Source organism: Stenotrophomonas sp., assembly GCF_032061965.1.
Lineage (GTDB): Bacteria > Pseudomonadota > Gammaproteobacteria > Xanthomonadales > Xanthomonadaceae > Stenotrophomonas.
Window position 1 is genome coordinate 11,032 of record NZ_DAMBEF010000025.1, and the last position, 13,725, is coordinate 24,756.

The 13,725-nt window shown below is 64.2% G+C and carries 10 protein-coding genes; 7 read left to right on the forward strand and 3 right to left on the reverse strand.

Features of this window, described 5'->3' with window-relative positions; translation table 11 throughout:
- Positions 1-375 precede the first annotated feature (375 nt).
- From RT460_RS13265 to RT460_RS13275, 3 genes are read right to left on the reverse strand one after another with little or no spacing between them, the layout of a single operon-like run.
- Complete coding sequence (locus RT460_RS13265) at positions 376-882, reverse strand: hypothetical protein (RefSeq protein ID WP_313317229.1); 507 nt, start codon at positions 880-882, stop codon at positions 376-378.
- Between the two features lie 48 nt (positions 883-930).
- A complete protein-coding gene (locus RT460_RS13270) occupies positions 931-1,290 on the reverse strand; it encodes a hypothetical protein (RefSeq protein WP_057626960.1) in 360 nt (119 codons plus the stop codon).
- Positions 1,287-2,474 (reverse strand): class I SAM-dependent methyltransferase, encoded by a 1,188-nt coding sequence (locus RT460_RS13275; protein ID WP_313317230.1) that lies wholly within the window; start codon positions 2,472-2,474, stop codon positions 1,287-1,289. The genes RT460_RS13270 and RT460_RS13275 overlap by 4 nt, the downstream gene beginning before the upstream one ends.
- Before the next feature lie 466 nt (positions 2,475-2,940).
- On the opposite strand from RT460_RS13275, the gene RT460_RS13280 reads away from it, so the two are divergent.
- From RT460_RS13280 to RT460_RS13310, 7 genes are all read left to right on the forward strand, one after another.
- Positions 2,941-3,792 (forward strand): DUF1838 family protein, encoded by an 852-nt coding sequence (locus RT460_RS13280; RefSeq protein ID WP_313317231.1) that lies wholly within the window; start codon positions 2,941-2,943, stop codon positions 3,790-3,792.
- A gap of 89 nt (positions 3,793-3,881) precedes the next feature.
- Positions 3,882-6,317, forward strand: coding sequence for a TonB-dependent receptor (locus RT460_RS13285; protein WP_313317233.1), 2,436 nt, complete (start codon positions 3,882-3,884; stop codon positions 6,315-6,317).
- A 404-nt stretch (positions 6,318-6,721) separates the two neighbouring features.
- Positions 6,722-8,122 (forward strand): NAD(P)/FAD-dependent oxidoreductase, encoded by a 1,401-nt coding sequence (locus RT460_RS13290; RefSeq protein ID WP_313317234.1) that lies wholly within the window; start codon positions 6,722-6,724, stop codon positions 8,120-8,122.
- A gap of 55 nt (positions 8,123-8,177) precedes the next feature.
- On the forward strand, positions 8,178-9,350 hold the full coding sequence (locus RT460_RS13295; protein WP_057626965.1) for an acyl-CoA dehydrogenase family protein: 1,173 nt from the start codon (positions 8,178-8,180) through the stop codon (positions 9,348-9,350).
- A gap of 3 nt (positions 9,351-9,353) precedes the next feature.
- Positions 9,354-10,358, forward strand: coding sequence for an NADP-dependent oxidoreductase (locus RT460_RS13300; protein ID WP_313317235.1), 1,005 nt, complete (start codon positions 9,354-9,356; stop codon positions 10,356-10,358).
- A gap of 9 nt (positions 10,359-10,367) precedes the next feature.
- Complete coding sequence (locus RT460_RS13305) at positions 10,368-11,948, forward strand: alpha/beta fold hydrolase (protein ID WP_313317236.1); 1,581 nt, start codon at positions 10,368-10,370, stop codon at positions 11,946-11,948.
- A gap of 14 nt (positions 11,949-11,962) precedes the next feature.
- Entirely contained in the window at positions 11,963-13,519 is a 1,557-nt protein-coding gene (locus RT460_RS13310; RefSeq protein WP_313317237.1) for an FAD-binding oxidoreductase, read from the forward strand.
- The last annotated feature ends 206 nt before the right edge of the window (positions 13,520-13,725 follow it).

Genomic DNA, 13,725 nt, shown 5'->3' on the forward strand with positions numbered 1-13,725 from the left:
GCTTTGGCTTTTGCTTCTCGCTTTTGCAATTGCCTTTGCTTCTATGGCGTACCTTCTCCCGCTTGCGGGAGAAGGTGCCCCGAAGGGGCGGATGAGGGGAGCTTTAAAAGCTTTGGGTCTGCTTGCTAGAAGCTTCCCCTCACCCCAACCCCCGCTCCGCGCCCCGGCCCTTGCGCCGGCGCAAGGGCGTTCGATGGGCAGCGAACCAATGGTTCGCAAGCTGCCCTCTCACCCCGCGCGCGGGAGAGGGGCTTCGCAGCTGCAATCGCAGGATTGATGCAGCACTTCACTGCTGCAATCGCCAGCTCTACCGCTGTGTGGTCACAACAAACTCGGGGCGCCATCGCGCCCCGAGTCATCATTCAATCTGCCTGATCAGATCGGGTCGCCGTTGAAGCTCTCGCCCTTGATCTTCTGCCAGTCGCGGCTGACGAACTTCTCGTCGATCAGGGTGCGCTGCACCAGCACGCCGTTCTTGTACCAATGCCAGATGCGGTTGCGCATCTGCCCGCAATCGGAGAGCTGGATCATTTCGTACAGCTCCAGACCTTCCTCGCCCTTGCGCTTCCAGTACAGCATGACGGTGCGGTGGTAGTCGTCCAACGGCACTTCAGCCGCCCAACCGTAGATCAGCTCGTTGTCGAAGATGACCCGGCCAAATTCGTAACGGGTCGGGAAGTCACGCACTTCCACCTTGCCGTCGGCCCAGCTGTAATGGTTGGTCTGGTGGTAGGGGACGTTCTCGTCGCTGGGGAAACGGCAGATCAGGCGCGACTTGTGCTCGTCGATCTTGTCGCCGTTGGCATCGTAGTAACGGTACACGCCGTCCCAGACGCCTTCGTGGCGGGCCAGCAGTGGCAAGTGCAGTTGCATGTTCGGCATTGCGGTTTTCCTTGTGGTCGTGTTGATGTCATCAGTTGAGGCCGGGCCTCATTCGTTGCGAAGTGCATCCATCACTTCTTCCATCGGCACGTCCATAGCACCGCCTTCCAAGGCCTCGGTTTCCTGCTGCACGATGCGCAGCACCCGGGCGATGTATTCCTTCATCCACAGCGTCCGCTGGGCTTCGGCCTCACGGTCCGGTCGGAACTGGTCCAGTTCTTCGCGGCTGAGCAGGCCCTTGTTTTCGATCAAGCGTTCCAGTGCGTCCAGGCGCTGGTGGGTTACCGCGTTCTCCATGGCGATGGCCATGGCGATGGAGAGCACACGCTCGACATCCGGGTCCTTGAAAAAGTACGGACGCTTGCCACGGGCGCGGCTGCCGGCCAGGGCGATCGGATCGATGCTCATGCTTTCCAGGCTCCAAACATGGTCCACAGCGCAGCGCGGCCGTGGTCTTCGCCGCTTTCGCTGGCGACCGGGAAGATGTCCCGATCGACCACGCCGCGGACCTTGGTTTCGAAATAGCGGTCCGCCTTGAAGCCGGCTGCAGCCATCATCTGGCGCAGGTCGTATTCGTGCATCACGCTCCAGAACGGCTCGTTGTTGTTGTACGCATCCCAGTCGCGGATGAACTGCTCGTACGGGTCCATGCCGTGATACTGCGGCTGTTCCAGGTGCGCGGTGAGGCCACCGGCCGCCAGCAGGCGATGGATCTCGCGCAGCTTGCGCGGCATCGCCGTGGCCGAGCTTTCGTGCCAGAACATCGCGGTGGTGATCAGGTCGAACGACCCGTCCGCATAGTCCAGCGCTTCGCCGTTGGCCTGGCGGAAGCTGATGTTGTTCACGCCCAGGGCACGGGCACGCGCATGTGCGTAGCGCAGCATCGGCGCGGCCACATCGATCGCAATCACTTCGGCCTCGGGAAAGGCCTGCGCCAGCGGCACGATGTTGTGGCCGACCGTGCAGCCGATATCGAGGATGCGCCGCGGTTTGAATTCGGGGTGTTCTTCCTTCAACCACTGCGCCAGTGCCTGGCCACCGCCATCGTTGTAGCGGCCGAGCATGCCGCCGGTGGTGGCGAAGATGCCGCAGTCGTAATTGGCCGCCGCAGATACGTCATCGGCCAGCAGTTCGGTGTGGTAGCCGCCGGGCATGCAATGGATGTCAACGGCGCTGGAATAGCGCGGCACCTTCACCGATGCGTCCAACTGCAGGCCATCGTCACTGGCGTTGAGCACGCGCGCCTTGTCGATCAGCGCGTCCACCTGCTTGAGCACCAGGCCGCGACCGGCCTGCTGGCGCATTTCCATGCTGCTGCGGCGCAGGGCGCTCCAGGTCTGGTAGATGCCATCGGCAGCCATCGCCTTGCGTACTTCGTGGCGGGTTTCCGGGGCGCGGCCTTTTTCTTTTTCGAACGCCGGCTTCACCCGCTGCTCGTAGGCCAACTTGACCTTCGGACTGAGCTGGGTGGCCAGGTAGCCGTTGAGATTGGCCAGGAAGTCGAAGCGCGCGGTGTCGTCATGTGCGCTTTCGGGAAAGACCGCGTGGCGGCCGACGTGCTGCCAACTGGGGGGCAGTGCTTGCTGGCTCATGGCGACTCCTGGGCAGGTATTAAAGTTCTAATGTTATGACTATATGTCATGTTGGTCTGGACACCGTCAAGCGGCCCGACCATACCTATCGATTCTTTTTTCGCTGGCCGGTGTTGGCACCCCGCCGCGACTGCCTGCGGGTCCAGCCAAGGACCGAGCGATTCCCCGAATCTATCAAATGTCCGGACAAGCGACAGTGCCGAATTTCACATGTCGCCCGGCAAAATTTTGTTGCAAAGCAGCATGTTGCGCAACTTGGCGCAGTGACCACCGGTTTCCATTTTCACGCCTGCGAGATGGGCCGTGGCGTCTGCGACAAAGGTGTTACAAATGATTGGACAATCATGTACTAATGATATAGCTATATGTCATCTTTGATGGGTCAATGGGCCTGTCCTATGTGGTCTGAAGCAGTTGTGACCTTGGTCGCGGCGCTTCCATCAACCGGGGGGTAGACGTGATACGAATGTCATCGGTTTTGCTGGCTGCTGCAATTGCACTTTCGCCACAGGCGCAGGCGCTGGATCTGCAGTCCGAGCAGGGCAGCGTGGAAGCAATGGTGAAGCTGCGTTGCTCGCTGGACCCGAAGCAGGAAGAGATCCTGTGGTGGGCAGGCACGCTGTTCTCGCAGGAACCCGGGCAGAAGCCGGCACCGCTGCTGGGCTTCGAGGGCTACAACATCTGCCGCGCCGAAAAGCAGGCCGATGGCGTGTGGCGCCTGTACACCCGCGAGCTGACCTTCTACCGCGACCTGAAGACCGGCAAGATCATCGACAGCTGGGACAACCCGCTCTCCGGCGAACGCAACGAAGTGGTGCAGGTTGCCAACGACCCGGTCAACACCGTGCTCAACGCACCGGGGCGTCCGCTGCACCTGCCGTGGGTGGAAGCAGGCGACCAGGTGATGTTGACCCTCAACATTCCGCTGGCCTATCCCAACCCGCTGCAGCCCAGTGAATTCCCCGCTGAATCGACCGGCCCGACCTACATGGGCTCGGAGCACTTCATGTTTTTCGCGCCGCGCGCGGACCTCGAAAACCCGGCGCTGAAGAGCGTGCCGGTCACCTACGGCTGGACCCGTGTCGGGCCGTGGCTCCCCTGGATGAAGCTGGGCACCCGCCCGGGCAATCTGCTGTACATCGCGCAGGGCAACAAGCGCGTCTCGGTCAGTGAACTGCCTGCCGATATCCAGGAACTCGTCCGTACTCGCTATCCGGAGTACGCACGTGCACCTGAAACCTGGGTGCAGCCCAACGTCACCAGCTGGAGCTACTACAAGCAGCTCAAGCAGGGCGCAGCGGCGAAACAGCAGGACTGAAGTACGGAAACACTGGACGGAACCCTCCCCCAAGACGGCGCATCCATCCTCCCAATCCATTCCGATCAAACTTTCCAGTCGGGAAATCCATGAAAACCATCAAGCCAGACCTGCTGTGCTCCTCGATCGCCCTTGCGCTGCTGCTGTGTGCGGGCAATGCCGCCGCCGCTGACAGCGACGAAGCGGGTGCACCGCCGGCAGCCAACAGTGACGCCGTACAGAGCCTTGACCAGATCACCGTGACCGCACGTGGCGTGTCCGAGCCGTTGCAGCAGATGCCGTTGCCGATCACCGCGATGTCCGAGCAGACCATCGAGAAGAAGGGCCTGACCGACGTGCGCGACATCGCCAACCTGTCGCCGAGCTTCTCGTTCAAGTCCGGCTACGGCCGTGGCTTTGACCGTCCGGTGATCCGCGGCATGTCCAACATCCAGGGCGAAGCCAATGCCTCGTTCTTTATCGACGGTATCTACGTCGAAGGCGACATTTCCAGCTATGGCCTGGAAAACATCCAGCGCGTGGAAGTGATCCGTGGCCCGCAGTCGGCGGCATTCGGTCGCCGCACCTTCTCCGGCGCGGTCAACTTCATCACCAAGCGCCCGGGCAGCGTACCCGGCGGCAAGCTCACCCTGGGCGCCGGCAACTACGGCCAGGAAAAGATGGGCCTGTTCTACTCCGGCGGCAATGAAGACGGCTCGTTTGGCTACGACGTCAGCCTGAACAAGCGTGGCAACGACGGCATCTTCTACAACGAAGCGTCGGGCAAGAAGGATCTCAACGGCACCGAAACCATCAGCGGCATGGCCGCCATTGCATGGTCGCCGACCGAGGCGCTGGATATCACCGCGCGCGTGATGAAGCAGAAGAGCCGCGACCAGCACTTCGCCGCCGCGCGTCTGGGCAGCGATAACCTCAACTGCTACCTGCCGGAAGAAACCGGCGGCCTGTACTTCGGCCTGTATCCGATCCTGGAGTCGCGTCGCCGTGGCTACTACTGTGGTGAGCTGAAGGCACCGTCGGACTACGCGCTGAACACCCGGGAGTTCGAGACCGCCGGCTACTTCTCCGGCCGCAAGACTGATCTGCTGCGCACCAGCGTGGTGGTGGACTACCTGTTCGCCAACGGCTGGAACCTGACCTCGACCTCGGCCTACAACAAGAGCGAAACCTACGCCGCCAGCGACCAGGACTACAGCGACATCCGCGGTTACGGCGGTGCGTTCGAAAGCTTCACCAACAGCGGCGTCAAGAACTGGTCGCAGGACATCCGCCTGAGCAGCGACCAGAGCCTGGACGTTTCCGGCATGGTGGGTGCGTACTACTACGACCAGCAGGCGCAGCCGGGCTGGGGTGGCGACCTCACCGGCTACACCATCGGTGGCAGCAAGGTGGTCACGCCGATCGCGACCAACCCGAATGACAAGACCGTCAACAAGGCCCTGTACGGCCTTATCAACTGGCGCATCACCGACAAGTGGACCACGTCGCTGGAAGGCCGCTACGCCCGTGACGAGATCAGCAAGGGGGGCGTCGACACGCGCGTGCTGGGTGCCAACACTTATACCCAGGCCTATGCGCTGGACAAGACCTTCAGTAGCTTCACCCCGCGTTGGACCTTGAGCTACCAGGCACAGGACAACATCAATCTGTACGGTCTGGTCTCCAAGGGCACCAAGCCGGGCGGCTTCAATACCGATGTCTACCGTGCCGACTTCCAGGAATCCGAGCGTGATGCGCTGATCGCCCGTGGCCTGGCCTCGTACAAGGAAGAAGAGGCATGGAACTACGAACTGGGCATGAAGAGTGATTGGCTGGACGGCACGTTGCGCGTCAATGCCAACATCTACCAGATCGACTGGACCAACCAGCAGCTGACCGAAACCGGCCCGGTGACCCGCAAGAACGGTTCGCTGTTCTCCACCAGCTACACCACCAACGTGGGCGAATCGCGCATCCGTGGCTTCGAGCTGGAAAGCCAGTGGGCGTTCGCACAGGGTTGGCTGGCCAGCCTGGCGTATTCGTACACTGATGCGGAGATCCTCAAGTTCCTCAGCCAGGACCAGGCTGACCTGTTCTCCAGCAGCAATGCACCGACCCTGAGCGATCCGGCTGCCGACGCCGCCGGCTACACCCTGCCGCGCGTACCCAAGCACAAGGCGACGCTGGGCCTGATGTATGACGGCGCGTTGTCCAATGGTTGGGAATACACCGCCAACATGGACGTGAACTACGAAGGCAAGCGCTACATCCAGGTCGACAACCTGGCCTACATCGGCGCTTCCACCCGTACCAACTTCCGTTTCAGCATCCGCCCGACCGAACAGCTGCAGGTCTCGGCCTACGTCAACAACGCGTTCAATGACCGCACGCTGGAAGACGCGCAGCGCACCATCAACCCGGATGCCTACGTGGCGCTGCCGGCTATCCCGCCGCTGACCGGCTTGGCGGTGAGCAACCTGCGTGACTTCGGCCTGACCCCGTCGCTGCCGCGCATGTACGGCGTGGAAGTGAGCTACAAGTTCTAAGGAGTGCTGCGTGGCCGGGAGGGTGCGGTGCACCCTCCCGGCTGACGCGTGTTGGGCTGTAACGAAACACCATCAGTTTGTCATTCCGGCGAAGGTGGGATGGTGAACAAGGAATGGGGCGTTCCGCTTGCTTTTGTTCGTCATTCCCGCGAAGGCGGGAATCGCTCTGGCTCTGGCTCTGGCACTTTGGGTTTGTGGCAGGGCGTTGAGGGTGCGGAAACACGGCAGGAGCAGAAGCAACGGCAAGAGCAAGAGCAAGAGCGATTCCCGCCTTCGCGGGAATGACGGCTTTAGAAACAGAAGCAAAAGCACCAAAGCAAAAGAACCACAGCAAAAGAACCACAGCAAAAGAACCAAAGCAAAAGAACCAAAGCACCACCCGACCCGTACCACAGGTTCCTCCAATGCAACGACGCGATTTCATCAAGGGAGTTTCAGGCATGGCTGCACTGTCGATGCTGCCTGGCCTGCTGCACGCCAAAGTGCCAACCAGCGACGTCATCGTGGTCGGTGCCGGCCTGGCCGGTCTGGCCGCCGCGCATGCGCTGGAAGCCGGTGGTGCCCGCGTTACCGTGCTGGAGGCCAATCCGCGTGTTGGCGGCCGCCTGCAGACCGTGGTGCGCAATGGCATCCGCTTTGAAATCGGTGGCGTGGAAGTGGGCACCGGCTATGAGCGCGTGCATGCCCATGCCAAGCGCGTGGGTGTCGGCATCGAGCCGCCGTCGGCCGCCTTGCCGACCGCCGCGGGGCTGGGCCTGGTACTGGGCGACAGGCTGGTGCCTGCGCTGCAATGGGGTGAGAGCCCGCTCAATACCCTTCAGGGCCGCGAACATGGCCTGTTGCCGCCGATGCTGCTGGCCACCGCAATGGGTGAGCTGGGCCTGCCGGCGGTGGACAGCTGGCGCGACCCGAACAATCTTTCGCTGGATATCCCGCTGGCGCAGCTGATCGCCAGCAAGGGCTGGTCGCCGCAGGCGCTGCAATGGATGGATATCGGCAATAGCTTCTCCTCGCTGCAGACCATCAGCGCGCTCGATGCCCTGCGCCGTGATGCGCTGCGCCGGTTCGGTTCCCGGGGCACCGGTTGGGTGCAGGGCGGCAGCCAGGCGCTGCCCGAGGCCATGGCCGCCTCGTTGGCGCAGCCGCCGGTGCTCGATGCCCAGGTCACCCGTGTGGAGTCGGCGCGCGGCACGCTGGAAGTGCGCTGTGCCGACGGCCGCCGTTTCCGCGCCGCGCACCTGGTGCTGGCCCTGCCCAGCGGGCCGCTCAGCCGCATCGCCATCGATCCGGCACCGCCGGTGGCGCAGCAGGATGTGTGGTCGGCCCGCAGTTCCAATGCGGTGACCACCGTGCACCTGCATCCCACCCGCAAATTCTGGGAAGACGACGGCCTGCCGCTGTCGCTGTGGGGCGATGGCCCGCTGCAGCGCGTATTTGCCGTGCCCGGCGCGGATGGCCAGATCAACCGCCTGATCGTCTGGCTCAACGGCGCCATGGCCCAGCAGGCCGACAAGCTCGACCGTGAGGCCCGTTTTGCCTGGACCATCAACGCCATGGAGCGCCTGCGCCCGGCATCCAAGGGCGCGCTGGTGCCGCTGGAGACCCGTAGCTGGGGCAATGACCCGCTGTCCGACGGCGCGTTCTCCGAAATCGCCCCCGGGCGCTTCGCCGAGACCCTACGCTGGGCCAACGCCCCGTTCGGTCGCATCCACTTTGCCGGCGAACAGACCGAACTGCACGTACCGGGCATGGAAGCCGCCGTCAGCTCGGGCGAGCGTGCAGCTGCAGCAATTCTTTCAGCCTGATTGAACTACCTTATCCCCTACCTTCCGGGCGCGGATGCGCCTTCCAGAGACAGTAATGAGCCTGAAGACACTGAACCCCTACGATTTGTTCGACGTGCGTTCGCTGCTGAGCGAGGAAGAACGCGCTGTACAGGATTCCGTTGCCCGTTTCACCGATGAGCGCGTGCTGCCGATCATTGGCGATTGCTTCGACCAGGGGCGCTTCCCCACCGAGCTGATTGGCGAAATCGCCGACATGGGCCTGCTCGGCAGCTCGCTGCCGGAACAGTACGGCGGCGCCGGCCTGAACAGCGTCAGCTACGGCCTGATCTGCCAGGAACTGGAGCGCGGTGATTCCGGCATCCGCAGCTTCGTCTCGGTGCAGAGCTCGCTGTGCATGTATCCCATCTACGCCTACGGTTCGGAAGAGCAGCGCATGCGCTGGTTGCCGGACATGTCGCGCGGCAAGGTGATCGGCTGCTTCGGCCTGACCGAAGCCCACGGCGGTTCCGACCCGGCCAGCATGAAGACCCGTGCCGTGAAGGACGGCGGTGATTGGGTGATCAACGGTTCCAAGATGTGGATCACCAATGGTTCGGTGGCCGATATCGCCATCGTCTGGGCCAACACCGACGAAGGCGTGCAGGGCTTTGTCATCGAGAAGGGCACCCCGGGCTTCACCGCCCAGGAGATCAAGCACAAGATGAGCCTGCGTGCCTCGGTGACCGGTGCGCTGTTCTTCGACAACGTGCGCGTGCCCGATGCCAACCGCCTGCCCAACGTGAAGGGCCTGAAGGGTCCGCTCGGCTGCCTCACCCAGGCCCGCTACGGCATCACCTGGGGCCCGCTGGGTGCGGCCATCGCCTGCCTGGACGAAGTGCTGGCCTATACCAAGGAGCGCATCCTGTTCGGCCGCCCGGTCGCCGCCACCCAGAGCGCGCAGATCAAGATGGCCGACATGGCCCGCCGCATCACCGCCGGCCAGTTGCTGGTACTGCAGCTCGGCCGCCTGAAGGACGCCGGGCAGATGCAGCCGCAGCAGGTGTCGCTGGCCAAGTGGAACAACTGCCGCCTGGCCATCGACATCGCCCGCGAATGCCGTGACCTGCTTGGCGGCGCCGGTATCACCACCGAACATGGTGCGATCCGCCATGCGCTGAACCTGGAGTCGGTGATCACGTACGAAGGCACCGAGACCGTGCACCAGCTGGTGATCGGCCGCGAGCTGACCGGCATCAACGCGTTCTGATCGATGGACGGCTTGCACACGACAATGCAGGCCGTCTGCCTGCGGCAGGTTCCCCAAGGCATGCCGCAGGCGCAGGACTTTGAACTGCGCCAGCTGCCGCTACCGCTCATCGGTGACGGCCAGCTGCGGGTGCAGGTGCAATGGTTGTCGCTGGACCCCTTCCTGCGCGCGCAGCTCGGTTGCCGCTACGCGGTGCCTTGCCCGCCGTTGGGCAGCATCGTGCCGGGCTACGGCATCGGCACGGTGGTCGAGGACCGCAGTGGGCGTTTCCAGCTGGGTGACGTGGTTACCGGCATGACCGGCTGGGCCGAGTTCGCGGCAATGGACGCAAACGCCGCGTCGTTGGTTGATGCGGCACTGGCGCCGGTCAGTACCGCGGTCGGCGTGCTCGGTATTCCCGGCCTCACCGCATGGGCCGGTGTGCGCAGGATCCTGCAACCCAAGGCCGGCCAGACCATCTTGGTATCCACTGCCGCCGGTGCCGTTGGCAGCGTGGTGGGCCAGCTGTGCAAGGCCGCCGGTTGCCGCGTGGTCGGCATTGCCGGCAGCGCGCAGAAGTGCGCCATCGTCACCGATGAATTCGGCTTCGATGCCTGCGTCAGTTACCGCGATGCGGATTTTGCTGCGTCGTTGCGCGCGGCCTGCCCGGACGGCATCGACGGCTATTTCGACAACGTCGGCGGTGCCGTGCTGGAAGCGGCGCTGTCACTGCTGCGCCTGCATGCACGGGTAGTGCTGTGCGGGCTCAGCGATCAATACAACCGTGCCGAACGCCCGGCCGGCCCCAACCTGGGCCCGGTGATCGGGGCGCGCGCGCGGCTTGAAGGCCTGGTGGTCTACGACCATCTGGGCGACTTCGCGCAATGCCGCAGCGAACTGGCGCAGATGATCGCCGCCGGCACGCTGCGCTACCGCGAACACATCCACGACGGGCTGGCCACTGCGCCGGCTGGTTTCATTGGCTTGCTCAATGGCGACAACCTGGGCAAGGCGCTGGTACGGCTCTAAGGAACACGCATGACCCAGATCCAACGGCGCTTCCTGTCCGTCAACGGGCGGCAGGTGCATTACCGCATTGCCGGCAGTGGCCCGGCGCTGGTGCTGATCCACCAGTCACCGCAGAACTCGCGGATGTGGACAGCGATGATGCAGCGCTATGCCGACCGTTACACCGTGATTGCACCGGACACGCCGGGCTTCGGTTATTCCGATGCCTTGCCCGGCAACCCGATGACAATTGCCGATTTCGGTGCCGCCACGCTGCAGTTCATTGATGCACTGGGCCTGCAGCGCTTCGCCGTGTTCGGCATGCATACCGGTGGCCTGATCGCGACCTGGCTGGCCTGGGCCAATCCTTCGCGTGTGGCCGCGCTGGTGGTAGATGGCTATGCCGCCTTCACCCCGCAAGAAAGTGCACTGTATGGCGATGCCTATCTGCCGCCGTTCGTGCCGCAGTGGGACGGTTCGCACCTGCGTTGGCTGTGGTCGCGCATGCGCGAGCAGAAGTACTACTTCCCCTGGTATGACGGCCGCGCCGAAGCGGCGATGGCGATTGCACCGCAGACCACCGACAGCAGCCGTGAGACGGTGATGGACGTGCTCGACGTGGGCGATACCTACCGCGCCGGTTATGCCGCTGCGTTCCGCCACAACGATCACTTCTGGTTGCAGCAGCTGCAGATGCCGTCCTGGCTGGTGTACCGCCATGGCGATCCGTTGTTGGCGCACATGCCGCGCCTGCGCGACCTGCCGACCAACGTGACGGTAGTTGAAGAGCCCAACGGCATTCCCGCCATGCACGACAGCATGGACGGCTGGTTGGCGCAGAGCCTGGCGAACGAGCCGGCCTTTGTCGAAGCTTCCACTGCTGTCACCGCATCGAACAACTGGCAGCGTCGCATCATCGCCACCGCTGCCGGTGACATGGCGGTGTGGGAGCGCGCAGGGCAGGGTGCATTGCGCCTGTGCCTGCACGCGCCGGGCACGCGCCCGCTTTCACCACAGCAGATCGATGCCGGTGACAGCGCATGGTTGCTGCCCGACCTGCCAGGCCATGGCGCCTCCTGCGAAAGCGACAGCCCGCTGGATGCCGCGACGCTGGTCGCTGCACTGTGCGATGCCATTCCCACAGACAAGGGCCTGCCGCTGGTGATCGAGGCGCATGGCGCGGCCGCTGGCTATGTGCCCGCCTTGGTGGATGCATTGGGCCCGCGCGTTGCCGAGGTGGTGCTGCATTCGCCGTGGCTGCTCAACGCCGAGGAACAGGCCCTGCTGCTGCAGGGCCTGCCGACTACGGTCATTGACCGTGCTGGCGGCTATCTCTGCGACGCCTGGCAATGGGAGCGCGAACGCCACCTGCTGTGGCCGTGGCTGCCGCCCAGCGCTGCCGCCCGCCGTCGCGTCGATGCGCCCGCACCCGCGCTGGTGCATGCCAACGTGGTCGAGCTGCTGCGTCTGGGCGCGCGTCTGCATCCCTTGTTGCGCGATGTCACCACGCCCGATCTGAGTACCCGCCTGCGCGCCTTGCCGGTGCCGCTGCGCGTGCTCACCGACCCCGAATCCGATTACCAGGGGCGCGCTGCCGCCCTGTCTGCCTGAGCTGAAGGACCCCCATGAGCAACGACACCGCAAACGCCGTCATCGACCGCCTGCAAACCAGTTGGGGCGGCAGCATCGTCACCGATGCCAGCGAGCTTGAGTACTTCTCCACCGATGTCTATTCGCAGGGCAAGCCGCTGCTGGCGGTGCTGCGCCCGAACGATGCGCAGCAGCTGGCCGATGCGGTCAAGCAGCTCACCGACGCCGGCGTGGCGGTGATCGCCCGTGGTGGCGGCATGAGCTACACCGGCGGCTATACCGCCGCGCAGAGCCCGGCGGTGCTGGTTGATACCGGCGCGCTGGACAAGATCGTCGAGATCAATCTGGAAGACGCCTACGTTGTGGTCGAGGCCGGCGTTACCTGGCGCGCCCTGAAAGAAGCACTGGATGCCAAGGGCGTGCGCACGCCGTACTTCGGGCCGATGTCCGGCTCGCATGCAACCGTGGGCGGCGGCATGTCGCAGGGTGCGATCTTCCACGGCACGGCCCGCTATGGCTGCTCGGCCGACGTGGTGCTGGGCCTGCAGGTGGTCACCGCCAATGGCGACATCCTCACCACCGGCTCGGCGGCTGCGGCCAATACCTCACCGTTCTTCCGCTGGTACGGCCCGGACCTGACCGGCCTGTTCCTTGGCGATTGCGGCCTGCTCGGCATCAAGACCCGCATCGTGCTCAAGCTGATTCCGAAGCACGCGCATATCGACTATCTGTCCTGGCAGTTCCCCACCGCTGAAGGCCTGTTTGCTGCGCTGGGCGTGCTGTCACGCAACGGCCTGGCCAGTGAAACAGCGGCCTTCGACCCGGCACTGACCCGCGTGCGCATGCGCCGCGCCGGCCTGTCCAGCGACGTCAAGGCGCTGACCAATGTGATCAAGAAGGGCGGCCTGATCTCCGGCCTGAAGCTGGCGGTGAAGGGCCGCGACATCGTCGACCAGGAACAGTTCTCGCTGCACATCACCCTGGAGGGCGACAGCGCCGCCGAAGTGGCCGACCGCGTTGCCCGCGCGCGCAAGCTGGTGGGCGAGTTTGGTGAAAGCGTGGAACCGTCCATCCCCAAGATGATGGCGGCCAATCCGTTTGCCGCGTGGAACTCGATGTTGGGCCCGCAGGGCGAGCGTTGGGCGCCGGTGCACGCGCTGGTGCCGCATTCCAAGGCCACCCGCATGTTCAACGCGCTGCAGGATCTGTTCGCGCGCGAGCAGGAAACCATGGACAAGCATGGCATCTTCATCGGCACGCTGTTGTCCAGCGTGGGCGCGCAGACGGTGGTGATCGAGCCGTGCATCTACTGGCCGGACAGCCATAACGCCTTCCACCAGCGCACCGTCGATGCCGACCACCGCGAGCGCATTGGCTGCCCGGGCGAACATCTGGAAGCGCGCGCCGCGGCGGATGTTCTCAAGCGGCAGATCGCCGACACCATGCGCGCGCACGGTGCGGCCAACCTGCAGCTGGGCAAGTTCTACGACTATCGTGCTGGGCGCGACCCCGCCGGGCTGGCCCTGCTCGACGCGATCAAGGCCCAGCTCGACCCCAAGGGGCTGATGAACCCGGGCGTGCTCAGCCGCTGAGGCTGGCAAAGCAACCCCTCTCCCGCCCCCGCGTTCGCGGGGGCACCCTCTCCCGCAAGGGGAGAGGGGCTTGGATCCTGCAGCTTGAGGCAGCGCTCGAAGCTGCTTTAGCCCCTCTCCCCTTGCGGGAGAGGGGCTTGGATCCTGCAGGTTGAGGCAGCGCTCGAAGCTGCTTTAGCCCCTCTCCCCTTGCGGGAGAGGGGCTT